The following is a 22,294-nucleotide window of genomic DNA, read 5'->3' as shown; positions in this document are numbered from 1 at the left end:
CAAGGAATTCAATCATGCTAAGGAGTGCAGCTTTAATTTTTCTTTCGGTAGCCCTTGCCGGCTGTTACGCATCTAATCCCAAACTGGGAAATGATATGTATAACGCAGGCAAGCATGCTGAGGCAATTACATACTGGAATAAAAGCAAGAATCATCCGGATAGCCAATACGGGCTTGGGCTCGCATGGCTCGAAGGCCTCAGTAATACTCCAATCAATAAAAACGAAGCCGCCGGCTGGTTTCTCAAGGCTGCCAAACAAGGCCACCTTAGCGCCATGAATAACCTTGGCGTTTTACAGATCGAAGCGGGGAACAAAGAGGCTGGCCGATCATGGCTCAATCTAGCAGCAAGAAACGGGCATCCTCTTGCCGTTAAAAACCTTAAACACTTTGGCTACGAGGTTCCAGCGCCAGACTTATATAACGCCAAACAACGCGCTTCTGCTGAACAAGCCAAAAGAGATGCTGAAATTGTTGCAGGAATGTTCAGCGCGTTTGTCCAGGGATACACCGGTAACTCACCTTATTACCGCCCACCTGCATACTCTTCACCGAAAATTTACGATTATGAAAGCCCTCAGAGAAAAGGTGGCGACCTAAGCGCATTCAACTGCGGAGTAAAACCTATTCCGGCACCTGGCTATAACGTTGGCAGTTGCATAAACGGGCAATGGCAAATGGTGAGTGATCGCGGTATCGAGCTTCATAATTGCGGCGTTAAACCGGTTCCGCCTGCGGGTTATTCCATCGGAGGCTGTGTAAATGGCCAATGGCAGATGGTAAGTAATGGCTGGATGGACACAACAAATTGCGGGCTAAAGCCCTTACCCCCTATTGGCTATTCCGTTGGTCCATGCGTCAACGGACAATGGCAGATGATTAGTAATTAAGTATCGAAATTGCAGACGATTTCATTGCTAGGCTTATCCTGGTGAACTTGCTGCCGATAGATAGTCTAAGGGAGTGAATAGGCTATATAAGGACAGCTCTGTCTGTAAGTTACGTGTAGTTTAAACTACTGGATAAATACACAATACGACTAAAAATCCTTGCCGTAGCCTATACAAGCGGACCTTTAATTTACTAAACTGCACCCAAGATACCGCTAAAGGTATCTTTTTTATTGCAACACCCTAGTTAAGAAGGGACTAACATGGCAACTATGACTGTAAGACAATTGGAGGCTTCAAGTAGCGCCTCCAGCGGTGCAATCAGTTATATTGAGCTTGCTCGGGTATCTGCATGTGTCGCTTTCTATGGCTCAATTGCATTAGTGATGTGCAAATTAGCCAAGCGTATTGCTGAAAAGACACTGAAAGCAGTCAAGGAAGTACCTGAGGACGAGATAATCGATCCTTCCGGCGAGCTAACGGAAGCTTTGGAGAAGATCGCTGTCACCACTTACGAGTTGTGCAGCCCAGAGCGCGCTAATAAGCGCAACGGATTCTTCTCCTCCCGTCTAAATAAAGAACTTATTGCACTAAACCACCTACACAACGATACACTAGTGTGGATTAATGAGCATAACGCGGACGCTGCAGGCTTGTCTGAAGGTGGACCGTATGAAACAGCGGATGATTTCATAAACTCACTAGTATGACTGTCGTAGGAAGCGGCGGGGTAGCAATCAAACGATTTGATAAAACCAAGAAGTTTGAAAAAGACTTCAAAAAGCTGACCCCGCATTATCAATCTATATTCGCTGCAAAGCTTAAAGACCTCCTGAAGGACCCTCGTCCTCCAGGGCTCAGGTTCGAAAAGCTTCAGGGTTACCGAAGGCCCGACATATATACAATACACTTGGATGGTAATTACAAAGCTTCCTTTGAAATACAAGGTGATGTAGCAGTCTTTCGTACCATAGGTACTCACAACAAGATTGATCGATCACCGTGACTCAGTAACCCGGCTTCTGCCGGGTTTTTTGTGCCTGCAATTCGCCCCCCACCCTCTCCTTCTGCTTAACCTCATTTTCTGCGCTCCAATGAGAGCGAATTACAACCCCCGTTGCGATCTGACTGCACACGCCTAAATATCAGCCCTCTCAAAAGTTTATTTTTTTTAAACTTATTCTTGACTGATAAATTTAACCTTTCTAAACTTTGTTTAAATTAACTAAACCTCTATTTAGACATGACTGAAAAGATATGCGCCTTCATTGCACTACTGACACCGGCAGCACTGTTGGCGCTAATGCTTTATCAAATCGCAAACGGACAAATCTGAGGACACGGCAATGAGTGCATCACTTCACAATTACGTTGACCGGCTGATTGGCCTTCATGCTGATGACCAAGGCCGCGAGATGGCAGAGGAAATTGAGCTGGAGCGTAAAGCCGAGCAGATCGCTGAAACACTGGAAGCGAGTGGCCGCGTCTGGGACGGAAGCAAATGGTACGACGACAACGATGTGCTGGCCCTGATGCAGGAAGCCGGTCATATCGATCGCTTTGCCACACGGTACCAGATGGCAGGAACGGACATTCAGCGCATGCAGATCAGCAAAGAATACGTAGCGCAGATGAAGATTACCCGGGTGGAATTGGCTTCTGAAATTGCGGCAGACGTACTGGCAGCCGAGATCACTGCAGCGGAGGGCTTCTGATGATGCCATTACAGCGAATCAAAGCGGCTGCTGAGTATCTGGCCAGCAAGCCAGAGCAGAACCGTAGTGAGCAGGAAATGTGGGCGGCCATTGCCACCCCTCAGCAGGTGCTGGAGCTGATTGAACGCATTGAGTATCTGGAACAGTCAGCCGGTAACCAAGAGGCAGCCTGATCATGAAACTCGACCGTTACATCAAAGCCAAGACTCAGGGCGAGATCATGAGCGCCCTACACGGCACCGGCAAAGCCTTTTACTACGTGCGCCGGGGTAAGCGACGCACTGCAGAGATTATTCACATCGGAGCCAAGGCTTACAGGAACGTGGCCCAGCTCCACTGATCGAACCGGAGATCCGCTCAACTCATTAACCTGACAGGACGGGAAAGATGAACGCACCAGCAACAGTACAGCAATCACCGATTGCAGCCATGGCATCACGCCTCAGCATTGATGAGGAGCAGATGCAGGGCATTGTGATGAACACGCTTATGAAGGCCAAAGGCAATAACGCTCAGGTCACCAATGAGGAGTTCGTAACCTTTCTGGCGATCGCCAACGAATACGGCTTGAATCCTCTTTCGAAAGAGATCTATGCCTTCTCGAATCGCGGAGCCATTCAGCCGATTGTCTCCATTGATGGCTGGCTAACCATCATTAACTCCAATCCTCATTTCGACGGCATGGAGTTTGAAGACACGCTGGACGGCAGCGGCAACCTCTCAGCGATCACCTGCCGTATTCATCGCAAGGACCGGAATCGCCCTACAGAGGTAACCGAGTACCTGTCGGAATGCATGGGCAGCTCAGAACCTTGGAAGAAATGGCCTGCTCGCATGCTTCGCCACAAGGCCACTATTCAGGCAGCGCGATATGCCTTTGGCCTGTCCGGCATCGTGGACCCAGACGAAGCTGAACGCATCAAGCAGGGTAATGCCGAGGAGAAAGAGATTAACCCTCAACCAGCCGCCCGCCCTGCCCTTGAATACTACCCGGCAGAGAGCTTTGGCGAGAACTTCCCCAAATGGCGTGATGCCATTGAATCCGGCAAGAAAACCCCGGAGCAGATCATTCAGATGGTGAGCAGTAAAGCCCTGCTCAGCGATGAGCAAAAACAACAGATCATGGAGGTTGCAGCATGATTATTCTCGATTTAGTACAGGGATCGCCAGAGTGGCATCAGGCCAGAGCATCCCGCTTCACCGCTTCAGAAGCGCCAGCCATGATGGGTGCATCGAAATACCAGACTCGTTCTGACCTGCTGAAGCAGAAAGCCACCGGTATCACCCCGGATGTATCTGAGCATCAGCAACGTATCTTCGACAATGGCCACGAGGCCGAAGCGAAGGCGCGCCCACTGGCTGAGCGCATTATCGGCGAGGAGCTGTTCCCGGCTACCGCAACACCTGATGATCAGGCGCTCAACCTGCTGGCCTCCTTCGATGGCATCACTATGATGGAAGACGTCTGCTGGGAACATAAGCTTTGGAATAAGAGTCTGGCTGCAAGCATCACCGCCGATGAACTGGAGCCACATTACTTCTGGCAGTTGGAGCAGCAGTTACTGGTATCCGGAGCTGAACGTTGCCTGTTTATGTGCTCCGACGGCACTGAAGAGAACATGGCGTGGATGTGGTACTACCCGGTTGATGGGCGGCGCGAAGAGCTGCTGGCAGGCTGGAACCAGTTTGCTGACGATCTGGCAGGCTATCAGCCCGAAGCACCAAAGGCTGAGGTTGTCGCGGCTCAACAAGCTGACCTCCCTGCTCTGGTCGTCGACCTGGTAGGCGAAGTGCGCAGCTCAAACCTTGGACCCGCAAAGCAGATCATTCTGGCGCGCATTGAATCCGTGAATACCGATCTCACCACTGATCAGGATTTTGCTGATGCTGAAGCCGCGGTGAAATTCTTTGATAAGGGTGAAAAGGAGCTTGAAGCCACGAAGAAACAGGCTCTGGCTAAAACCGCCTCTATCGATGAGATGTTCCGGACGATCGATGAACTGAAGGAAGCGATGCGTACCAAGCGCCTGTCGCTGAATAAGTTGGTCAAATCCCGTAAGGAAGAGATCAAAACCAGCATCATCCTGAAAGCTAAGCAGGAGTTGGCGGAGCATATCAGCTTCATTGAGCAACACATGGGTGGCTATCACCTCCCGACGGTTGCGGCTGACTTCGCGGGAGCCATCAAAGGTAAACGCACGGTCACCAGCCTGCAGTCTGCTGCAGATGACGAACTGGCCCGGGCAAAGATTGAAGCCAATCGTTTTGCTGAAAGCATGACCGACAACATCAACCTGCTGACCAAAGATAGCACCGGTTATGAATTCCTCTTCAGCGATCGTGAGCAGTTGGTACTGCTCGACGCCGGCCACCTCAAAGCAGAGATAAAATCCCGCATTTCTGACCATAAAGAGCAGGAACGCCAGCGCCAAGAGCAAGAACGCGAGCGCATCCGTCAGGAAGAAAAAGCCAAGGCCCAGGCTAAAGCCGATGCTGCCGCCCGGGGTGAAACTCAACAGCGTTCAGTAGAGGCTCGCCAAGAAGCAACTCAGGAAGCGCCACGGTTTACGCCTCCGGCTCAGAAGACGCAGAAAAGCGTCACCATCCCTAAATCAGAGTATCAGCAGCTGCAAGCAGACAGCGCAGTACTCGCCGCCCTTCGTGCTGCCGGCGTGAACAACTGGCAGGGCTATGAAGTGGCAATGGAAATGTTAGATCAAGCAGCTTAATCCCCACCCAATCGGACAGATAGGACAAATCGATGACAGATCTAATTAGCAAAGAAGAAGTAACAGAAGCTCTGAGCGAAGCGCTTCAAGAAGCCATGGTAGAGATGCCAGAGGATGACATTCTTGTGACCTCTTGCCACACCATGCAGGCCGACATCATGGGCATTATCGTGAACACCTGCAAGGCAATGCCGGATGTCTGGCAGAAAATGTCGGAAGAGACCCAGAGTGACTTTCTGGAATCCATTGATCGCCAGGTTAAAAGCACCGTTGAAAAGTGCGTGAAGCTTATCGCAGCTGATGGCCGCCCTTATGTTTTCGCCAAAGTGGACCAAGTGGTTTTTAAAGGCGGTATCGAAGCCAAGTTGAAGCTGGATAAAAACCCGCATGAAGATGGCGCACCATCCGGTGCACACGAATTAGCTGACCAGCAGGGCCAGATGGTGATGATCATACTTCCGGATCTGGAGCAGTACGAATCCAGCGAAGAGATGAAACCTGGCGCTGACGCTGATCAGCCAGATCTTCCTGAAATGGAAGACAGGGCAGCCTAATGCCCTGCCCAACCTGCATAGACGGGATCTGCACCTCCGGGTGCATTTCTCGGCACGCGCGCCCACAAAAAGGACGAAACAATGAAAAACAAAATGACCGATCTCAATAACCACCTCTTCGCACAGCTTGAGCGCCTGAACGATGAATCCCTCGAAGGCGAAGCGCTGTCAGCAGAGATTGATCGCTCGCGGGCCGTCACAGGTGTAGCCAAAGAGATCATTAGCAACGCCTCTCTCCAGCTGGATGCCATCAAACTGAAAGCTGAATATCAGGGATTGCAGGCTAATGATATTCCAGCGTTGCTCACGTCGGGTACATCACAATGAAAAAGCGAGCCTACACAAAAGAAGAGCTCGAATATCTTGAAGCTGGATACAAAGAACATGGTATTCCAGAGCTTACGATGATGTTCAATGAGACGTTTGATACCGATAAAACTGAGGGCCAGATTCGAGGGATATTAAAACGATATGGCTTTCGTTGTGGACGAAGTCCTGGTGATTTACTTAAACAGAGATACAAGCTAATGACCTCTGAGCAAGCTCAGTGGTTGCGCGATCATTACTTGCATCTGTCTCGCAAAGAGATATGCAGTGCGTTTAATGAAAATTTCGGTACCAATTTGAAGCTGAGCCAGATTATTGGGTTTCTGAAAAACAATAAAATCAAAAGTGGTCGCACAGGGCATTGGGGTACCAAGCCAGGCTGGAACGCGGGAACTGCCGGCAAAGGAATCTGCAAACCAAACAGTGGTAGCTTTAAACCCGGTTCCGAGCCAGTCAACAAGAAGCCTCTGTACACAGAACGAATAAACAGAGACGGCTATGTAGAAATCAAAATTCCACAGAATGACCCTTATACAGGGCGTGCTACCCGATACCTGGCAAAGCATCGATGGGTATACGAACAACACCATGGCGAGATCCCCAAAGGGAAAACAGTCGTTTTCAAAGATGGGGACCGTCGTAACTTTGATCCGGAGAATCTGGTTGCAATCACTCGCCGCCAACTCTCATTGCTCAATATCCGGGATTATTTTAATGCGCCTAACGAGCTGAAAGGCGCGATCTGGGCCTTGGTGGTCCTTGAGGCTAAAACCATAGGCCTTGAGCTGTCAGACGGCAGTAAATCACAGAAAGATCTTGTGCTGGAATCAATCATGATCCCGGGAACCTCTCGCGACATCGCAGAGCGTACAGGTATAAAGCAGGTTCAGGTCTGCACCATTCTCTACCTACTCAATAAGCAAGGAAAAGCGAAGGTGGTAGGTACAGCCAAACGCAATAATCGACCATTAAAAATTTGGTCAATCTGCAACTCAACCGCCGAACAGGAGAAGGCAGCATGAATGCAAAACCAATTTTATTTTCAGCCGATATGGTCCGCGCCCTTCTGAATGGACAGAAAACGCAAACTCGGCGAATTATCAAACCGCAGCCATTGCCTCATCAGGAGTGGTCAGGCTGGGTAATGGAAAGCACAAGCCGCAAAGAGATAGGCTGCGCACGCTGGTCTTCCGATGGGATTGGTAGAACCTCGCTTAGTGATGCTGTTTATGCCCGCCCACCTGCGCGCGCCGGCGACCTGCTTTACGTGCGGGAAACATGGCGCCAATTCGATTCTGCTGATGAATGCGACCACATGGATTTTCCGTGCTCCTGTCCGACTAATGGTGCACCTATATTCCGCGCCACTCATGATGATGGGGAGAGTGCATGGAAGCCCTCCATTCACATGCCGCGCTGGGCTAGCCGCCTGACTCTTCGCATCACTTCCGTTCGAGTAGAGCGCCTACAGGACATCAGCCAGAAAGATGCAATTGCAGAAGGTTGCGACAGCTCCGAAAGCGCCGCCGCTAATTCTACTGGTTGGTACGAAAAGCCAGTCAGAGCCTTTCAAAGGCTATGGGAAAGCACTTATAGCGAGGACAACTGGGCATCCAACCCTTGGGTCTGGGTTGTCGAGTTTGAGGTAATTCAAGCCAATGTGGATCGAGTAATCGAGGAGGCAGCATGAACCAGCAAGCACAGATCGAAACCGCAAAATTTTACTCGGTAGGCGAAAAAGACATTTTGACCGCCACCAGTATCGCCGAAGCAGTTCAGGAATATGTGGATGACCGAACTGATTGGGATTCGCCAATTTCTGAGCATGTTAAGGTTCAGGGCTGGGATCCAGCTTGCCTGACAGAAAGCAGCTGCTTTGAATTTGCAGTTGAACACCTTATCGAATGCCTCAATGAAAACTATGGCGCCCCTGACGGTGATGCTGATTATGACCTGTCAGAAAAAGCGAAAGCGCTATTCAATGAGTTTGCCAAACAGGTTGCTGCTGAATATCCGGTTTGGGGCTGTGAACGCACTGGCGACCCGATCACTGTCAAGGTTTCTGACTATGTAGAAGTTGAGGAGGGCGCATGAACCCGAATTATTGGGATTGGAGAGCGGTTTCACGCTATTTGAACAGGAAGAAGCGCCATGCGTAGAAGCAAGTACAACAAGCAGAAGCGGCTCAGAAGAACTGCTGCTGCAGTGCTGAGGCATAATCATGTAGCTGCAGCCTTTGTAGGCGGGAACAATGGGTATTCCCATATGGTTAACCACAAATCCAGGCTAACCATCACTCCCGATCAAACTCTCATCGATGTCATGACCGAATTAAGCTTTAAGTGGTCTACTTTGATCGCCGTGATGTGCTGTGATGAATTCGGTCAACATTACATGAAGTCAGAGCACGTCGACATTGATATCCCGCTAAAGCAAAACGAATTAGCTCTGCACTTAAATGATATGCACTTTGACCTGATTAAGGCCTGCAATGACAAGCATATTATCAACGTCGGCTGGATCTCTTCGCCCTTCCCTATTGAGTGGGATGAGGGCCAGGCATCCGAAATTTTTGAAAAGCTTGGTGGATGGAAGGTTGTACCCATCAAGCTCATTGAAGAAGCAGCTGCGTAGCACAAAAGCAACAAAGGCGGCCTGGACACCCGCCTCATAAAAAGGATGGAAAGATGCATAAGACACGATGTGAAGTAGTTCATAAAACCACTGAGCCTTCTTCAAGCAACGCTGAAGCGGTAACTGAAATGGGAGGCGCAGCATGAAAAGTGATATAGCGGAAGCAATCGGGTATATCCCCTTGGCAGATTGGTGTGAATTTGAAGGTGTTACAACAAACGCAATCACCGTTCGTCTATCCAAAGGAATTTGGCAGAAAGGAGTTCATGTTGTGAAACCCAGAGGCGGGCGATCAATGGTTAACTTAAAGGCAGCAAAACGATGGCTGGAAGGAAAATCAAACTCCCGCGCGGCATAAAGATTCGCAAGGGCAAGACATCAGAAAGTATTCAGATAGCTTTTACCTATAAAGGCGTTCAGTGTAGAGAGTTGCTTCAGATGCCAGCTACGGCTGGCAATTTGAAGTATGCAGCCAATCTGAGGCATGAAATATTAGCTGAGATAGAGCGAGGCACGTTCAGCTATATTGAGAAGTTTCCTGACAGTAAGCGAGCCGCCAAGTTTGGCTTTAACACCCAAAAACCCTTGATGAAAGATCAGCTAACCAGAGCTTTTGGAATCAAAAAAGATCAGGTCAAGCCGTCATCTATCAAGGCCTACCATACCAGTTTAACTACTCATTTAATGCCGGCTTTCGGTCATCTTCGTGTTGATCTGGTTACGCCAGCCATAGTCAGGGACTGGTTCGTTGAGAGCGGCCTATCCGCAAAAACGCTGCGCAATCATCGCATTCTGCTGGATATGGCACTGAACATGGCGGTCCAAGATGGAATTATATCGCGCAACCCAACGGAGTCGCTTCGATTAGAGCATATACTGCCAAAGAAGCGGCAGAAATCTGATTACAAGCCAGACCCATTTAACAAGGAGGAGATCAGCAAGATCATCGCAGCCGCTGACGAATGGTACCGCCCCATGCTCATCACCTGGCTATTTACCGGCATGCGCCCCAGTGAACTGATCGCCTTGACCTGGAAAGATATCAATCTGGAGGATCGCTTTATTGATGTTAATAAGGGGCACGTACTGGGTGACCGACAGACACCAAAGACCGAAAGCTCCGTCCGGTTGATTGATATGCTCCCACCCGTTTATGACGCTCTAATAGAACAGCGAAAGAAAACACTCTTTTTGAATGGTGAGGACGGGCAGGTCTTTCGAACCAAAAAAAGCAAAACCTGCTTTCTGGATCATCGCAATCTCGGGCGGTATGTTTGGAAGCCAACGATAGCAAGAGCTAAAATTCGATACCGTAACCAGTATCAAGCTCGACACACCTTTGCCAGCCAGATGCTCACCGAAGGAAATGACATATGGTGGCTGGCTCAGCAGCTCGGACACAAAGGCGTCGATATGATCAACCGCGTTTACGGTCAGTGGATACAGGACAACAATAAGAGCCGCTACGAGGCTAAGGGCAATTGGGAAAAAGTGGTATCAAATTCACACGATTATCACACAAATAAAATAAGTACCTAAAATAAACAAGAAAATTCAATAAGTTAAATTAACCAGAGACAAAGACGCCGACTACGTTGCGGACAAACTGGGTTTGTAAGCTCAGAAAGAAATAGAAAGAGATAGACCTTTCAAATCAAGCGGTTGTGTTCTACAGCCGCTTTCCTCCTCTTTCTATTGCTTGCCTCTATATTTCCAAAAATTCACACGCATTTACACAACGTCCCAAACTCTGCATTGGTCATAATTGATTGGGCAGGATACCATCATAATAAATACCCTCCTAAAAATGTAAGTAACGATGCTCCCTTCGGTAAAGGATTACTATGTTGGAAATTAACTTTGAAGCTCCGATTGAATTCAGCGCTATTGTCACAACAACAGTAAGTTTGTTTGCAACGTTCATTCTTGCCAGATATACCCTCTTTGCTAAGCGTGATTACCAACGTAAGGAAGCATTAAACAGAGTACTATTTAGTTTACTCGAATGCAGATGGGCGGCACAAAGAGCAACTCAATTCCAAGCTCTGGATATACCTAGAATTCTTACCGAAAGAATAGAGCTGAAATTACCTGGCTTTCGAAAAGCCGTAGAAGAAAGCTACAATTCTGAATGGGAGGTATTACTAAGCGGACTCGGTACAAAAATTGTTGATGGAGTGATAAACAGCAACTACAAAATACTGTATTCAACTGCAATTGAGGATCTAGCTAAAGTTGAACCCATGCTGGCGTATGAAATCAGTAGCAGAGCTAATTGGGATAAAACTTTCGAGCTGATGGAATCTCATCTAGAAACAGTTATGGAAAACACGAGTCTTGAATCAGATAACCAGCAGATTGTCTCCGATGCACTCGAAAAAAAGCTGGGGGACACCAAGGCAGAAATGCTTGATACCCTTTCGAAAGACATTCTAAGAGTATTAAGGCTATGCAGCATTACAAACTGGGCTAAGACTAAGATCGTTGGGCTTTGGCAACCTGCTCTATCACTAGAGGAAGACCTGATACTTTCCATCGATAAAACCATTGATGAAGATGTTCTTCCCTTCATGAGCAGCCTGTTACAAATGATCAGGGAAAGCCAAGATCAGACTTCACCTACAGTGACGGAGGAAGCATAGTCACTATTTTCATAAAGTACTTGGTAAGTAATTCACAAATAGTGCTCACAGTAAAGCTAGTGCAATTCAGACACTGTCAAAAAGACTAAGCTCGATCCGACTAAACGGCTGCTCTGTGCAGCCGTTTTACTTTCCCCCACCAGTCATAAAAAACCCGCACAATGGCGGGCTCTGAATACCAGAAGGTTGCGGATCATCTTAGCAGCTTTAAATCCGATTTCCGTCGCTTCTTCGCATCCCGGTAAAAATTCTCATGTGGGCCGATATTAAGCAGATAAAGCTCCAGACGCCCCTCGTTCCAGTGGTAACCGAGCAGCATCTCCCGCCCATCTATTTTGAATTTGTGAACCCAGAGAAACTTCAGATCAGCTTTTTTCCGGATGCCGATTTCCGGGTTTTCGATGATTTTCTCGATCTCATCTTCCACCCTTGTAAGCGTTTTTTCATCCAATGAGTCCATGACCCTTTTGAAGAGCCTGGATTCATAAACCTCAATCCTTTGATGATCTCCTGACATATCTGGTCACCTTACCCGCAGTCATCTCTTCACGAGCCAGCAACGCATCTTTTATGAACGCATAGGATAGCTCGGGGTTTTCTTCAGCGATCTTGCCAATTTTTGCCCAGTGTTCAATTTGCTTTGGCACCGACCGGCTTGAGACTTCAGAGTAAATTTTTACGTCTTCTACGAACGCATCGTCTAAACGGACACTTGTAGCCATCAGCACATACTCCATTCTGCCACTCGTTTATTGCGCGTGTTTCAGCAGAGATTATAGATAACACCTCTCTGCAACTTAGCACTTACCAGAACGAAGAATGCAACAATTTGTCGCATATAGCAACAAAACATCACATCCTTCTAAGCCACATTCTTCACCTTCAGCTTGCGTCCGCCGCGCTGCTCAACAATCAAGGGAACGCATTGCTGGCTGTCTTCGTAGATCACCACACAATCCAGACACTGGAAGCATTCGTCGTAATCAATTTTGCCGTCTGGCTCGATAGACTGATACTCGCAGCGTTTGTTACACAACTGACAGGGAGAGCCACACTCCTGCCGACGGGGCAGCCAGTTAACGATGCGCAGTTTTCCGAAGATAGCCATTGCCGCACCCAGCGGACAGATATACCGGCAGTAGCCTTTATAGACAAACAGGCTCAGTACCAGCAGCGTCACCGCCCAGAGGACAAAGGGCCATGATCGGTCAAAGATCAGTGTGATACTGGTTTTGAACGGCTCAATCTCCACCACCGATCCGGTCAGAGGCACTGAGAGCACGGCCGTCAGCAGAATGCCGAACAGAACAACATACTTGATCCATTTAAGGCGGGCATCGAGTTTGTCGGATACCTTCAGTTGCGGCAGTTTAAGAAATGCCAGCAGCTTACCGATCAACTCCTGCAAAGCGCCGAACGGGCACAACCAGCCGCAGAAGGTGCCGCGTCCCCAGATAAAGAACGTCACACCGATATACGCCCAGAGAATCACGGTCATCGGATCGTAGAGGAAAAACTCCAGACTGCGATCCGCCAGCCATGCCTGCAAAATGCCGGTGATATTGACGATTGAAAGCTGCCCCTGAGCGTACCAGCCGATAAATACCAGCGTGAAAACCAGATACACCGGGCGAAACCAGCTCAGATGCTGTTTGCCACGGGTCAGCAGCGGCTGGCGGATCAGCACCAGCGTCAGCAGCAGTAATCCACCCAGCAGAACCACGATATCTGCAGTACGGCCCGACCAGAGGCTGTGCCAGGTTTTGTTATCGGTTTCAGCGGCAATGTAATACTCATCCGGTAACCGGGTTTCAAAATCCAGCGTTTTGCTGACACTATCCGGATAAAGCCAGCCCTTCTGCCGGGTGACATGCAACTGATATTCGTAAGGAAAAGCCGGATCCAGTCCCGCCTGCGCGATCACATGAAACGCCTTCCACTCATAGTCTTCAAGCGCCTCCGGTAGCTTAATCTGATACGCCAGATCGAACAGATCCAGACGATCACTCAGATCAAAGTCACGCATCTCAATAGGCAGCCCCGCCTGCTGCAGACTGATCCGCTCAGGTACTTTGCCACGAACAAAATCCTCACCGACAAAAGAGTAACGCCCGTTACCAATCACCAGCAGAACCTGATCATTTGCGCCGATATTTTCGCGCAAATACTGCCATGCCCTCTCGGTAAGGAGATTACGTCCGACCGCCGGCAACGCCAGATTAGCCACATAAAGCTCGATAAAAGTCTCATCCGGCGCCTCCAGCGCCACCTCATCCTGACCTTCACCAATGGTGTCGATAAACAGCTTCTCCACATCCTGGTTAGCGAAGCGGAAACGTCTGATCAGCCCTTCATCCAGCAGTGTCTGCCACGCCATCGGTTTGTAAAGATCTCGGTTAAGCCGGGCGATCAGTTCCGGATCCCGCCCCTTGGCAAAACCCAGCTTTTCACGCGCCACAACCAGCGCCGACGACAGCACAGACTGATTGAAGATACGCACCGAGGCGGTCGCCTTGGTCACGCCGTCTATATAAGCATTTGCGGTATTGGCACGTGCCGCAGCCGAGGGATTCGCATCAATCTTGATATTCTGCATCAACGAGATGCCCTGATACTGTCTGGCAAAATCTACCAGCGGCTTCTCACCCAGCCCTTCAAGAAACACCGGCTCATGATGAGAGAGCACCTTCACATCCAGAAACACCCCGTCCGGATCGATCGCCACCAACAGGTTATATGGAACACCCGCAAAACCCGGTACGGCCGCCATATCGATTGACTCAAAGGCATAGCCCACCAGCGGTGTGTCGGTAGAAATCTGCTGATAAAGCGGCCAGATCGGCAGAACGCTGTCTTTGTCACCCACAATGTAGGGCGAGGGAAAAGCCTTTTCCATCATCGCTTTATCCATGACTCCCGCCTGAAGCGAGAGAGGACTCATCAACAGAATCAGGATAGAAGCCATCAACAGAAGCAGGAAAGCGTAAAGACGCAACAGAAAGGAATTCAGATAGCACATAACCATGAGATCGACGCTGGCTTAATTTTCTATGCTAGAGCGGTTTCCACTCCGCCATAACTATATGAAAGTTCTAAATACAGGGGCCTTAAGTACAGTATTAAGGCCCTTGTTACCGGTGCTAATGTGAGTCTGGGTCACAAACCGGCTTTGGCTGAATCAGCGATCTGCGGTGGAAGGATCAATCTGATTTCTGACCTCAGTTACCGTGCTGGCGGGAAACCCGCTGCGTCGGGCATGTTCATGAATCAGATCCTCAGAAGCACACTCATAAACGCAGTAGGTTTTATCCCCTGCCACATAGCTGTGCTGCCACTCAATAGCCTTCTGCTCTGCCTGCATCGCCGACAGCACAGAATTGGACTTCTCAGCCGCGGCACTTAAAGCCGCCTGATCTGCAGAGCCGATTTCCGGGATGTCACGCTCAATGATGAATTTAGGCATAGTGGTTTACTCCCTCTTATTTTTGTTTGAGGCCCCGATGCTAGTACGAAGCCTGCGGCAGGGTTTATTCCTAATCCGTAGCAGCTCACTACAGAATCTGTAGTAAGAATAAAAACCAAGAAAATACAGAGTGTTATATGCAATATTTACAATTCTGCCCGGTGGCCAAAGCGGCGGAAATTCTGGGTGAAAAGTGGACTCTGCTGATTATCAGAGAGCTGATCATGGGCGGCAGGCGGTTTAACGATTTTCAGCGCGGCATGGCGACTATTTCCCCGACCATGCTCAGCAAACGCCTGAGTGAACTCTGCGAGCACGGGCTGATTATCCGCAAAAAAATACCCGGCCAGCGCGGCTACGAATACTTCCTCACCCAGCGAGGTAAAGAACTGGCGCCCATCATCCAGCAGATCGGCGAGTGGGGAATGCGCTGTACCCGGGGCCAGATCTCCGATGCGGAACTGGATGTGGAACTGTTGATGCTCTATCTCGAACGTAGCATCAATGCCGATAAACTCCCCGGCGGTACCACCACAATCTGCTTTAACTTCAGCGATCTGGAACAACTGAGTAAGTGGTGGATTGTGGTCGAAGAGAAACAACTGGATATGTGCACGCTGGATCCGGGCCGCGAGGTGGATATCTGGTTCAACACCGATCTCAGAACCATGATCGAAATCTGGATGGGCGATCTCAGCTATAAAGCTGCCATCCGCGAACAGAAGCTACAGATCATTGGCCCCCGGGAGCTGACCAGCAACGTCACCGACTGGATGGATAACAGCGTCTTCGCTGAAATCCCCGCGGCCAGTGAGATTTAACAACGTAAACCAGCCCCACCTGATATGGCAGTAATGTAGGGTGCAATAGCGTGGCATATTGCACCCAATCCCTTTCCACACCCACCTTTTTGTCGGGTTACGCTACGCTAACCTGCATGCCTTCGAGCTAGGGATCACCGTAGGGTGCAATAGCGCAGCGTATTGCACCCAATCCCTTTCCACACCAACCTTTTCGTCGGGTTACGCTGCGCTAACCCAACCTACATACCTGCCAAACTGGCATTTACCGTAGGGTGCAATAGCACAGCGTATTGCACCAAACCTCTTTCCACACCAACTTTTTGTCGGGTTACGCTACGCTAACCCAACCTGCATGCCTTCGAGCTCGGGATCACCGTAGGGTGCAATAGCGCAGCGTATTGCACCGTCAATCAAACCACGGTGCTATCCCTGCGAAAAGACCTCACTTAACCCCACCACACTGCCGCAATCATCCGGTGTATAGCCCGGTAAACGCAGGACTGCTTCATGGAACTCAGGCTGCCGGATTGCCGTGAGCAACCGCACCACCGACTCCTGTTTAAGGGTTTTGTTGTGGCAAACCAACAGATACCGCTCACAAGATAACGGTATAAAATGAAGACCAAACTGCCGTGCGGCGGCTTCAACGCCCATGCCCACATCGGCCATGCCGGCGGCAACAAAAGCAGCAACCGCAGAGTGGGTAAACTCTTCATCGTTATAGCCGCTGATCTTGGACGGGCTGACTTTATTGCGCTTCAGCAGGTGATCGAGCAGCGCCCGCGTACCGGAGTCTTTCTGCCGGTTAATGAACTTAATCTCGGGTCGGATCAGATCCTGCAACCCTTCAATGCCTTTCGGGTTGTCCGGCTTTACCATCAGCCCCTGCCGCCGGGTAATAAATTTAATCACCCGATGTACCCGGGGTTTGAGGTAGCGGCTGTAGGTTTCATGCAGGGATTCGCTCATCCCCTCCATCGGCAGGTGAAAGCCCGCCACATCACAGGCGCCGCGGCTCAGCGAGGCCAGCGCCTCTTCAGCACTTTTGTATTGCAGATCAAGCTGTATTTCATCGGTGAAATCCGGTAACAGCGCCACCGCATAACCGTGACTGGCGTGTAAGCGCAACAAAGGATTAACCCCTTCCAGCGCCCGATGAATCTCAAGATTCAGCTCCGAAGCCAGGCTTTCCAATTGCGGTTCCAGACGTGCAACAACACGCTGTTCCGCCCAGAGCAGTTTCTCGCCCAGTGCGGTCAGCCGTGCTCCCTTGCCCTTTTGCATCTCAACCAGCGGCAAGCCGAAAAAAGCGGCCCAAGTATTCAGCAGATTCCAGCCATGACGGTAGGAAATGCCTGTTTGCGACGTTGCCTCGGTGAGTTTTCCGTATTCATGGATCGCCCCCAGCAGCGAAAATAGCTGAGGATTCAGACGGTTACCCTCTGAATCACGGAACGACCATGTTGGAACGACCTGAACCCTTTTCATATGCACGACATTTCATATTTTTAAAAAAGACACTAAATGCTACTTTAAATCCATAATAAAAGTACAGGTAGCGCGCTTTTGGCTACCAGAGCCACCAAATATGCACGAAAGTTCATATTTAAAGTGAGAATAAACATGACCGTCTTCCATGAGCCTTTGCAGCAGCAAGTATCCGAAGTAATTTCTGAACTGAAGCATAAGCCCGGTGCATTGCTACCGATCCTTCATGCCATTCAGGAGCGCCTCGGCTACATTCCGCCGGAGTCTGTCGGCAGCATCGCCGAAGCCCTGAACCAGTCCCGTGCTGAAATTCACGGTGTGATCAGCTTTTACCATCAGTTCCGCACCACCCCGCCGGGCAAGCATCAGGTCGAGATATGCCGTGCCGAAGCCTGTCAGGCGATGGGCGCACGCCAGTTAGAGGCTCATGCAAAATCCAGTCTGGGGATCGATTATCACCAGACCACTGGAGACCGCACTCTGACACTGGAACCGGTTTACTGCCTCGGCAACTGTGCCTGCGCGCCTTCGGTCAGAGTGAATGACGAGATCGTCGGCCGGGTCACCGCCGATAAGTTTGATCAACTGGTCAGCGAATTGCAGACCCAGAAGCTGGAGGTGCTGTCATGAGCAAGATCTATATCCCCCGCGATACAACAGCACTGGCGATGGGCGCCAACCAGATTGCCGCAGAGATCGCCGCCGAAGCAGAACAGCGCGGCGAGCCCGTAGAGATCGTGCGTAACGGTTCACGCGGCCTGTTCTGGCTGGAACCGATGATCGAGGTGGAAACCGCGAACGGGCGTATCGCTTATGGCCCGGTTGAGCGCACCGATATCGACAGCCTGTTCAATTCCGGCTTTCTGCAGGGCTCAACCGATCATCCGCTATGTCAGGGTCTGACCGAAGCGATCCCTTATCTGAAGAAACAGCAGCGCCTGACCTTCGCTCGTGCCGGGATCACCGATCCGGTGTCCCTTGCAGACTACCAGTCACTGGATGGCTTCAACGGCCTGAAAAAAGCGCTGCAGATGGATCCTCAGGCCATTGTCGATGAGGTCAAAAGCTCCGGCCTGCGTGGTCGCGGTGGTGCCGCCTTCCCAACCGGTATTAAGTGGCAGACCGTGCTTGATGCGGTGTCCGGACAGGATCAGAAATATATCGTCTGCAACGCCGACGAAGGCGACTCCGGCACCTTTGCCGACCGCATGGTAATGGAAGCCGACCCGTATATGCTGATTGAGGGGATGACCATCGCCGGTCTGGCGGTCGGCGCAACTCAGGGTTACATCTACCTGCGCTCGGAATATCCGGTGGCACACCAGATTCTCAACGAGGCGATCGAAAAAGCCGAAGCAGCCGGATTCCTCGGCGATAATATTCTCGGCAGCGGTCAACGTTTCCATCTGGAAGTACGCCTCGGCGCCAAAGCCTACATCTGTGGCGAGGAAACCTCCCTGCTGGAAAGCCTTGAGGGCAAGCGCGGACTGGTACGGGCGAAGCCTCCCCTGCCCGCAATTGTCGGCCTGTTTGGCCAGCCAACAGTAGTCAATAACGTCCTCTCTCTGGCGGCGATTCCGTTTATTCTCTCTCAGGGCGGTCAGGCCTATGCTGACTACGGCATGGGCCGCTCGCTGGGTACTCTGCCGTTCCAACTGGCTGGCAATATTAAACGCGGTGGCCTGATTGAGCTGGCGTTTGGCCTTACCCTTCGCGAGCTGCTGGAAGATTTCGGCGACGGCACCTTCAGCGGCCGGCCGATGCGTGCAGTACAGGTCGGTGGCCCGCTGGGCGCTTATATGCCGGAAAGCCAGTGGGATACCCCGCTGGATTACGAAGCTTTTGCCGCCATCGGTGCGGTACTCGGCCACGGTGGCGTAGTGGCTTTCGATGAAAGCGTAGACATGTCGGAACAGGCACGTTTTTCCATGGAGTTCTGCGTTGAAGAATCCTGCGGTAAATGCACCCCATGCCGAATCGGCTCTACCCGTGGTGTCGAGGTGATCGACCGTATCCGCAACAACGAAAACCGTGAAGCCAATCTAGAACTGCTCAGCGATCTGTGCGACACCATGATCGACGGCTCACTCTGCGCCATGGGCGGCATGACCCCGTTCCCGGTGAACAGCGCGGTTAAGCACTTCCCGGAAGATTTCCAACCTAAGACTGAGCAAGGAGCCTGATCATGCTGCAGTATTTCGATCCGAACAAAGATTACGGCACCCCGGCCCAGTTGTCAGAAAACCTGATCACTCTGGAGATCGACGGCGTTTCAGTTACCGTACCGGAAGGTACCTCGGTGCTGCGTGCCGCAGCCGAAGCAGACATCAATATTCCCAAGCTCTGCGCCTCAGATAATCTGGAAGCCTTTGGTTCCTGCCGGATCTGTGCGGTAGAGATCAGCGGCCGTCGCGGAACGCCGGCTTCCTGCACCACCCCGGTTGAAGAGGGGATGCAGGTTACCACGCAAAATGACAAGCTGGCCCGCCTGCGCCGCAATATCATGGAGCTGTATATCTCCGATCACCCACTGGATTGCCTCACCTGCCCCGCCAACGGCAACTGCGAACTGCAGGATGTGGCCGGTGCGGTTGGTCTGCGTGAAGTGCGTTACGGCTTTGAGGGCAACAACCACCTCCACGCCGAGAAGGATGAGTCCAACCCTTACTTCACCTTCGATCCGAGCAAATGTATCGTCTGCTCCCGTTGTGTTCGTGCCTGTGAAGAGGTTCAGGGCACCTTTGCCCTGACCATCGATAACCGGGGTTTCAAATCCACGGTATCGCCGGGTCAGAAAGAAGATTTCCTCGACTCCGAATGTGTCTCCTGTGGCGCCTGCGTACAGGCCTGCCCGACCGCGACCCTGATGGAGAAAAGCGTTATCGACAAAGGTCAGCCAGAACACTCCGTCGTGACCACCTGCGCCTACTGCGGCGTTGGCTGCCAGTTCAAGGCCGAGATGAAAGGCAGCGAAGTGGTTCGCATGGTGCCGTATAAAGATGGTCAGGCTAACCATGGCCACTCGTGTGTTAAGGGCCGCTTTGCCTTTGGCTACGCCACCCATACTGACCGCATCACTCAGCCGATGATCCGTGACTCCATCGATCAGCCATGGCAGGAGGTCTCCTGGGAGGAAGCACTGAGTTTCGCCGCCTCAAAACTGAAGGGTATTCAGGAAAGATACGGCCGCGAAAGTGTGGGGGGTATCACCTCCTCCCGCTGTACCAACGAAGAGACCTATCTGGTGCAGAAACTGATCCGTGCCGCGTTCGGTAACAACAATACCGATACCTGTGCCCGGGTCTGCCACTCACCCACCGGTTATGGCCTGAAGACCACGCTGGGTGAGTCAGCAGGTACCCAGACTTTCGATTCGGTGATGCAGGCCCATGCGATTATGGTAATCGGCGCTAACCCGACCGATGCCCATCCGGTATTCGGCTCATTGCTGAAAAAACGTCTGCGTCAGGGTGCCAGCCTGATCGTTGCTGATCCACGGCGTATCGATCTGGTAAAAAGCCCTCATGTAGAAACCCAGCACCACCTTAAACTGCGTCCGGGCAGCAACGTCGCCTTTATCAATGCGATGGCCCACGTGGTCATTACCGAAGGGCTGGAAGATCAGGCCTTTATCGCTGATCGCTGCGAAGAGCAGGCCTATCAGGCATGGCGCACCTTCATCTCAGAAGAGCGCCACTCTCCTGAAAGCACCGAAGAGATCACCGGTATCCCGGCAGCCGAACTGCGCAGCGCTGCGCGGATCTATGCCCGTGCGAAAAACGCGGCGATCTACTACGGTCTGGGCGTCACCGAACACAGTCAGGGCTCCAGCATGGTCATGGGTATCGCCAATCTGGCGCTGGCCACAGGAAACATCGGTCGTGAAGGCGTAGGTGTTAACCCGCTGCGTGGTCAGAACAACGTGCAGGGCTCCTGCGACATGGGTTCCTTCCCGCACGAACTGCCGGGCTACCAGCATGTCTCTGACGATGCAGTGCGGGCACGCTTTGAATCCGTCTGGGGTGTAAAACTGGATAACGAGCCGGGCCTGCGTATCCCGAACATGTTTGATGCCGCACTCGATGGCACCTACAAGGGCATGTACTGTCAGGGCGAAGATATCGCTCAGTCTGACCCGAACACCAACCATGTGGAAGCCGCTCTGCGCTCACTGGAATGTCTGGTAGTACAGGATATCTTCCTCAACGAAACCGCGAAGTTTGCCCATGTCTTCCTGCCGGGTTCCTCCTTCCTTGAGAAAGATGGCACCTTCACCAATGCCGAACGCCGTATCAACCGGGTTCGCAAAGTGATGCCACCACTGGCCGGCCTGCAGGACTGGGAGGTTACTGTGGCGCTCTCCAATGCACTGGGCTATGAAATGAACTACCAGCACCCATCCGAAATCATGGATGAGATCGCCAGCCTGACGCCTACCTTCAGCGGAGTCAGCTACGACCGTCTGGACGAGCTCGGCAGCATCCAGTGGCCATGTAATGACCTGGCACCGGAAGGCACGCCGACCATGCATCTGGAAAGTTTCCCGATTGGCAAAGGTCACTTTGCGATCACGGAGTACGTGGCCACCGAAGAACGCTCCACCCGCAAGTACCCACTGCTGCTGACGACCGGCCGAATCCTGTCGCAATACAACGTAGGTGCTCAGACACGCCGTACCGACAATCAGGTCTGGCATGACGAAGATGTACTGGAATTGCACCCACAGGATGCGGAAGATCGCGGTATCGTTGACGGCGACTGGGTTGGCATCGCCAGCCGCGCCGGTGAAACCGTCATGCGGGCACGGATCTCCGACCGGATGCAGCCGGGGGTGGTTTATACTACCTTCCATCATCCGGCCAGCGGTGCCAATGTGGTCACCACCGATAACTCAGACTGGGCAACCAACTGCCCTGAGTACAAGGTAACCGCGGTACAGGCCGTGAAAGTGAATGCGCCTTCTGAGTGGCAACAACGCTACAACGCATTCAAGGAGCAGCAACTGGGCCTGCTGAAACAAGCCCGGGACAAAGCACCCGCGTAATTCAG

Annotated in this window: 25 protein-coding genes; 20 read left to right on the top strand and 5 right to left on the bottom strand. The window is 51.4% G+C overall.

The genetic code is table 11. The annotated features are described in order from the left end of the window. Window positions 1-14 precede the first annotated feature (14 nt). The 16 genes from QUD59_RS14970 to QUD59_RS14895 all read left to right on the top strand — a co-directional run bounded on the left by QUD59_RS14970 (window position 15) and on the right by QUD59_RS14895 (window position 11,491). Window positions 15-890, top strand: a complete 876-nt coding sequence (locus tag QUD59_RS14970) for a tetratricopeptide repeat protein (protein WP_286237951.1) — start codon at window positions 15-17, stop codon at window positions 888-890. Window positions 891-1,153: 263 nt separating this feature from the next. Continuing rightward, window positions 1,154-1,600, top strand: a complete 447-nt coding sequence (locus QUD59_RS14965; RefSeq protein WP_286237950.1) for a hypothetical protein — start codon at window positions 1,154-1,156, stop codon at window positions 1,598-1,600. A 636-nt stretch (window positions 1,601-2,236) separates the two neighbouring features. Continuing rightward, window positions 2,237-2,605, top strand: a complete 369-nt coding sequence (locus QUD59_RS14960) for a hypothetical protein (protein WP_286237949.1) — start codon at window positions 2,237-2,239, stop codon at window positions 2,603-2,605. Continuing rightward, window positions 2,605-2,778, top strand: a complete 174-nt coding sequence (locus tag QUD59_RS14955) for a ubiquitin family protein (protein WP_286237948.1) — start codon at window positions 2,605-2,607, stop codon at window positions 2,776-2,778. Before QUD59_RS14960 ends, QUD59_RS14955 begins: the two co-directional genes overlap by 1 nt. A gap of 2 nt (window positions 2,779-2,780) precedes the next feature. Further along, complete coding sequence (locus QUD59_RS14950) at window positions 2,781-2,945, top strand: hypothetical protein (protein ID WP_286237947.1); 165 nt, start codon at window positions 2,781-2,783, stop codon at window positions 2,943-2,945. Window positions 2,946-2,992: 47 nt separating this feature from the next. Continuing rightward, window positions 2,993-3,745 (top strand): RecT family recombinase, encoded by a 753-nt coding sequence (locus tag QUD59_RS14945; RefSeq protein ID WP_286237946.1) that lies wholly within the window; start codon window positions 2,993-2,995, stop codon window positions 3,743-3,745. Next, complete coding sequence (locus tag QUD59_RS14940) at window positions 3,742-5,334, top strand: lambda-exonuclease family protein (RefSeq protein WP_286237945.1); 1,593 nt, start codon at window positions 3,742-3,744, stop codon at window positions 5,332-5,334. The genes QUD59_RS14945 and QUD59_RS14940 overlap by 4 nt, the downstream gene beginning before the upstream one ends. 32 nt (window positions 5,335-5,366) lie before the next feature. After that, entirely contained in the window at window positions 5,367-5,888 is a 522-nt protein-coding gene (locus tag QUD59_RS14935) for a hypothetical protein (RefSeq protein WP_286237944.1), read from the top strand. Window positions 5,889-5,969: 81 nt separating this feature from the next. Further along, window positions 5,970-6,215, top strand: a complete 246-nt coding sequence (locus QUD59_RS14930; RefSeq protein ID WP_286237943.1) for a hypothetical protein — start codon at window positions 5,970-5,972, stop codon at window positions 6,213-6,215. Beyond that, entirely contained in the window at window positions 6,212-7,237 is a 1,026-nt protein-coding gene (locus QUD59_RS14925; protein ID WP_286237942.1) for an HNH endonuclease signature motif containing protein, read from the top strand. Before QUD59_RS14930 ends, QUD59_RS14925 begins: the two co-directional genes overlap by 4 nt. Beyond that, the gene (locus QUD59_RS14920; RefSeq protein ID WP_286237941.1) at window positions 7,234-7,905 is read left to right on the top strand and encodes an ASCH domain-containing protein; all 672 of its coding nucleotides are present in this window, start codon (window positions 7,234-7,236) and stop codon (window positions 7,903-7,905) included. The genes QUD59_RS14925 and QUD59_RS14920 overlap by 4 nt, the downstream gene beginning before the upstream one ends. Then, window positions 7,902-8,309 (top strand): hypothetical protein, encoded by a 408-nt coding sequence (locus tag QUD59_RS14915; RefSeq protein ID WP_286237940.1) that lies wholly within the window; start codon window positions 7,902-7,904, stop codon window positions 8,307-8,309. Before QUD59_RS14920 ends, QUD59_RS14915 begins: the two co-directional genes overlap by 4 nt. 57 nt (window positions 8,310-8,366) lie before the next feature. Then, complete coding sequence (locus QUD59_RS14910) at window positions 8,367-8,849, top strand: hypothetical protein (protein ID WP_286237939.1); 483 nt, start codon at window positions 8,367-8,369, stop codon at window positions 8,847-8,849. Window positions 8,850-8,991: 142 nt separating this feature from the next. After that, entirely contained in the window at window positions 8,992-9,207 is a 216-nt protein-coding gene (locus QUD59_RS14905; RefSeq protein ID WP_286237938.1) for a hypothetical protein, read from the top strand. Then, complete coding sequence (locus QUD59_RS14900; protein ID WP_286237937.1) at window positions 9,171-10,388, top strand: site-specific integrase; 1,218 nt, start codon at window positions 9,171-9,173, stop codon at window positions 10,386-10,388. The genes QUD59_RS14905 and QUD59_RS14900 overlap by 37 nt, the downstream gene beginning before the upstream one ends. A 305-nt stretch (window positions 10,389-10,693) precedes the next feature. Continuing rightward, entirely contained in the window at window positions 10,694-11,491 is a 798-nt protein-coding gene (locus tag QUD59_RS14895; protein WP_286237936.1) for a hypothetical protein, read from the top strand. 193 nt (window positions 11,492-11,684) lie between these two features. Here QUD59_RS14895 and QUD59_RS14890 read toward each other — a convergent pair whose 3' ends face one another. The 4 genes from QUD59_RS14890 to QUD59_RS14875 all read right to left on the bottom strand — a co-directional run bounded on the left by QUD59_RS14890 (window position 11,685) and on the right by QUD59_RS14875 (window position 14,954). Then, entirely contained in the window at window positions 11,685-12,008 is a 324-nt protein-coding gene (locus tag QUD59_RS14890) for a type II toxin-antitoxin system RelE/ParE family toxin (protein ID WP_286237935.1), read from the bottom strand. Next, window positions 11,983-12,213 carry a TA system antitoxin ParD family protein gene (locus tag QUD59_RS14885; protein ID WP_286237933.1) on the bottom strand — a complete coding sequence of 77 codons (231 nt, stop codon included), beginning with the start codon at window positions 12,211-12,213 and terminating at the stop codon, window positions 11,983-11,985. Before QUD59_RS14885 ends, QUD59_RS14890 begins: the two co-directional genes overlap by 26 nt. A 140-nt stretch (window positions 12,214-12,353) precedes the next feature. Beyond that, window positions 12,354-14,510 carry a 4Fe-4S binding protein gene (locus QUD59_RS14880; protein ID WP_286237932.1) on the bottom strand — a complete coding sequence of 719 codons (2,157 nt, stop codon included), beginning with the start codon at window positions 14,508-14,510 and terminating at the stop codon, window positions 12,354-12,356. Window positions 14,511-14,669: 159 nt separating this feature from the next. Further along, window positions 14,670-14,954 carry a nickel-binding protein gene (locus QUD59_RS14875; RefSeq protein WP_286237931.1) on the bottom strand — a complete coding sequence of 95 codons (285 nt, stop codon included), beginning with the start codon at window positions 14,952-14,954 and terminating at the stop codon, window positions 14,670-14,672. Window positions 14,955-15,091: 137 nt separating this feature from the next. Here QUD59_RS14875 and QUD59_RS14870 point away from each other — a divergent pair, with 137 nt between their 5' ends. Then, window positions 15,092-15,775 (top strand): winged helix-turn-helix transcriptional regulator, encoded by a 684-nt coding sequence (locus QUD59_RS14870; RefSeq protein WP_286237930.1) that lies wholly within the window; start codon window positions 15,092-15,094, stop codon window positions 15,773-15,775. A gap of 405 nt (window positions 15,776-16,180) precedes the next feature. Here the strand turns inward: QUD59_RS14870 and QUD59_RS14865 are convergent, their stop codons facing one another. Continuing rightward, the gene (locus QUD59_RS14865; RefSeq protein WP_286237929.1) at window positions 16,181-17,245 is read right to left on the bottom strand and encodes a substrate-binding domain-containing protein; all 1,065 of its coding nucleotides are present in this window, start codon (window positions 17,243-17,245) and stop codon (window positions 16,181-16,183) included. Window positions 17,246-17,380: 135 nt separating this feature from the next. Here QUD59_RS14865 and QUD59_RS14860 point away from each other — a divergent pair, with 135 nt between their 5' ends. The 3 genes from QUD59_RS14860 to fdhF are packed head-to-tail and all read left to right on the top strand — an operon-like array spanning window position 17,381 to window position 22,289. Further along, window positions 17,381-17,875: a formate dehydrogenase subunit gamma gene (locus QUD59_RS14860; RefSeq protein ID WP_286237928.1), complete on the top strand. Its 495-nt coding sequence runs from the start codon at window positions 17,381-17,383 to the stop codon at window positions 17,873-17,875. Continuing rightward, window positions 17,872-19,428 carry a formate dehydrogenase beta subunit gene (locus tag QUD59_RS14855; protein ID WP_286237927.1) on the top strand — a complete coding sequence of 519 codons (1,557 nt, stop codon included), beginning with the start codon at window positions 17,872-17,874 and terminating at the stop codon, window positions 19,426-19,428. Before QUD59_RS14860 ends, QUD59_RS14855 begins: the two co-directional genes overlap by 4 nt. Window positions 19,429-19,430: 2 nt before the next feature. Further along, window positions 19,431-22,289: a formate dehydrogenase subunit alpha gene (gene fdhF, locus QUD59_RS14850; RefSeq protein WP_286237926.1), complete on the top strand. Its 2,859-nt coding sequence runs from the start codon at window positions 19,431-19,433 to the stop codon at window positions 22,287-22,289. Window positions 22,290-22,294 lie beyond the last annotated feature (5 nt).

The sequence above is a fragment of the Neptuniibacter halophilus genome, assembly GCF_030295765.1.
Classification (GTDB): Bacteria; Pseudomonadota; Gammaproteobacteria; order Pseudomonadales; family Balneatricaceae; genus Neptuniibacter; species Neptuniibacter halophilus.
The sequence above is the reverse complement of the archived record's forward strand: the minus strand, read 5'-3'. Positions and strand labels throughout refer to the sequence as shown.

Bases quoted from the DNA above. Each gene is read 5' to 3' on its own strand.
- QUD59_RS14970 (WP_286237951.1), top strand. From the start codon at position 15: ATGCTAAGGAGTGCAGCTTTAATTTTTCTTTCGGTAGCCCTTGCCGGC.
- QUD59_RS14965 (WP_286237950.1), top strand. From the start codon at position 1,154: ATGGCAACTATGACTGTAAGACAATTGGAGGCTTCAAGTAGCGCCTCC.
- QUD59_RS14960 (WP_286237949.1), top strand. From the start codon at position 2,237: ATGAGTGCATCACTTCACAATTACGTTGACCGGCTGATTGGCCTTCAT.
- QUD59_RS14955 (WP_286237948.1), top strand. From the start codon at position 2,605: ATGATGCCATTACAGCGAATCAAAGCGGCTGCTGAGTATCTGGCCAGC.
- QUD59_RS14950 (WP_286237947.1), top strand. From the start codon at position 2,781: ATGAAACTCGACCGTTACATCAAAGCCAAGACTCAGGGCGAGATCATG.
- QUD59_RS14945 (WP_286237946.1), top strand. From the start codon at position 2,993: ATGAACGCACCAGCAACAGTACAGCAATCACCGATTGCAGCCATGGCA.
- QUD59_RS14940 (WP_286237945.1), top strand. From the start codon at position 3,742: ATGATTATTCTCGATTTAGTACAGGGATCGCCAGAGTGGCATCAGGCC.
- QUD59_RS14935 (WP_286237944.1), top strand. From the start codon at position 5,367: ATGACAGATCTAATTAGCAAAGAAGAAGTAACAGAAGCTCTGAGCGAA.
- QUD59_RS14930 (WP_286237943.1), top strand. From the start codon at position 5,970: ATGAAAAACAAAATGACCGATCTCAATAACCACCTCTTCGCACAGCTT.
- QUD59_RS14925 (WP_286237942.1), top strand. From the start codon at position 6,212: ATGAAAAAGCGAGCCTACACAAAAGAAGAGCTCGAATATCTTGAAGCT.
- QUD59_RS14920 (WP_286237941.1), top strand. From the start codon at position 7,234: ATGAATGCAAAACCAATTTTATTTTCAGCCGATATGGTCCGCGCCCTT.
- QUD59_RS14915 (WP_286237940.1), top strand. From the start codon at position 7,902: ATGAACCAGCAAGCACAGATCGAAACCGCAAAATTTTACTCGGTAGGC.
- QUD59_RS14910 (WP_286237939.1), top strand. From the start codon at position 8,367: ATGCGTAGAAGCAAGTACAACAAGCAGAAGCGGCTCAGAAGAACTGCT.
- QUD59_RS14905 (WP_286237938.1), top strand. From the start codon at position 8,992: ATGAAAAGTGATATAGCGGAAGCAATCGGGTATATCCCCTTGGCAGAT.
- QUD59_RS14900 (WP_286237937.1), top strand. From the start codon at position 9,171: ATGGCTGGAAGGAAAATCAAACTCCCGCGCGGCATAAAGATTCGCAAG.
- QUD59_RS14895 (WP_286237936.1), top strand. From the start codon at position 10,694: ATGTTGGAAATTAACTTTGAAGCTCCGATTGAATTCAGCGCTATTGTC.
- QUD59_RS14890 (WP_286237935.1), bottom strand. From the start codon at position 12,008: ATGTCAGGAGATCATCAAAGGATTGAGGTTTATGAATCCAGGCTCTTC.
- QUD59_RS14885 (WP_286237933.1), bottom strand. From the start codon at position 12,213: ATGGCTACAAGTGTCCGTTTAGACGATGCGTTCGTAGAAGACGTAAAA.
- QUD59_RS14880 (WP_286237932.1), bottom strand. From the start codon at position 14,510: ATGTGCTATCTGAATTCCTTTCTGTTGCGTCTTTACGCTTTCCTGCTT.
- QUD59_RS14875 (WP_286237931.1), bottom strand. From the start codon at position 14,954: ATGCCTAAATTCATCATTGAGCGTGACATCCCGGAAATCGGCTCTGCA.
- QUD59_RS14870 (WP_286237930.1), top strand. From the start codon at position 15,092: ATGCAATATTTACAATTCTGCCCGGTGGCCAAAGCGGCGGAAATTCTG.
- QUD59_RS14865 (WP_286237929.1), bottom strand. From the start codon at position 17,245: ATGAAAAGGGTTCAGGTCGTTCCAACATGGTCGTTCCGTGATTCAGAG.
- QUD59_RS14860 (WP_286237928.1), top strand. From the start codon at position 17,381: ATGACCGTCTTCCATGAGCCTTTGCAGCAGCAAGTATCCGAAGTAATT.
- QUD59_RS14855 (WP_286237927.1), top strand. From the start codon at position 17,872: ATGAGCAAGATCTATATCCCCCGCGATACAACAGCACTGGCGATGGGC.
- fdhF (WP_286237926.1), top strand. From the start codon at position 19,431: ATGCTGCAGTATTTCGATCCGAACAAAGATTACGGCACCCCGGCCCAG.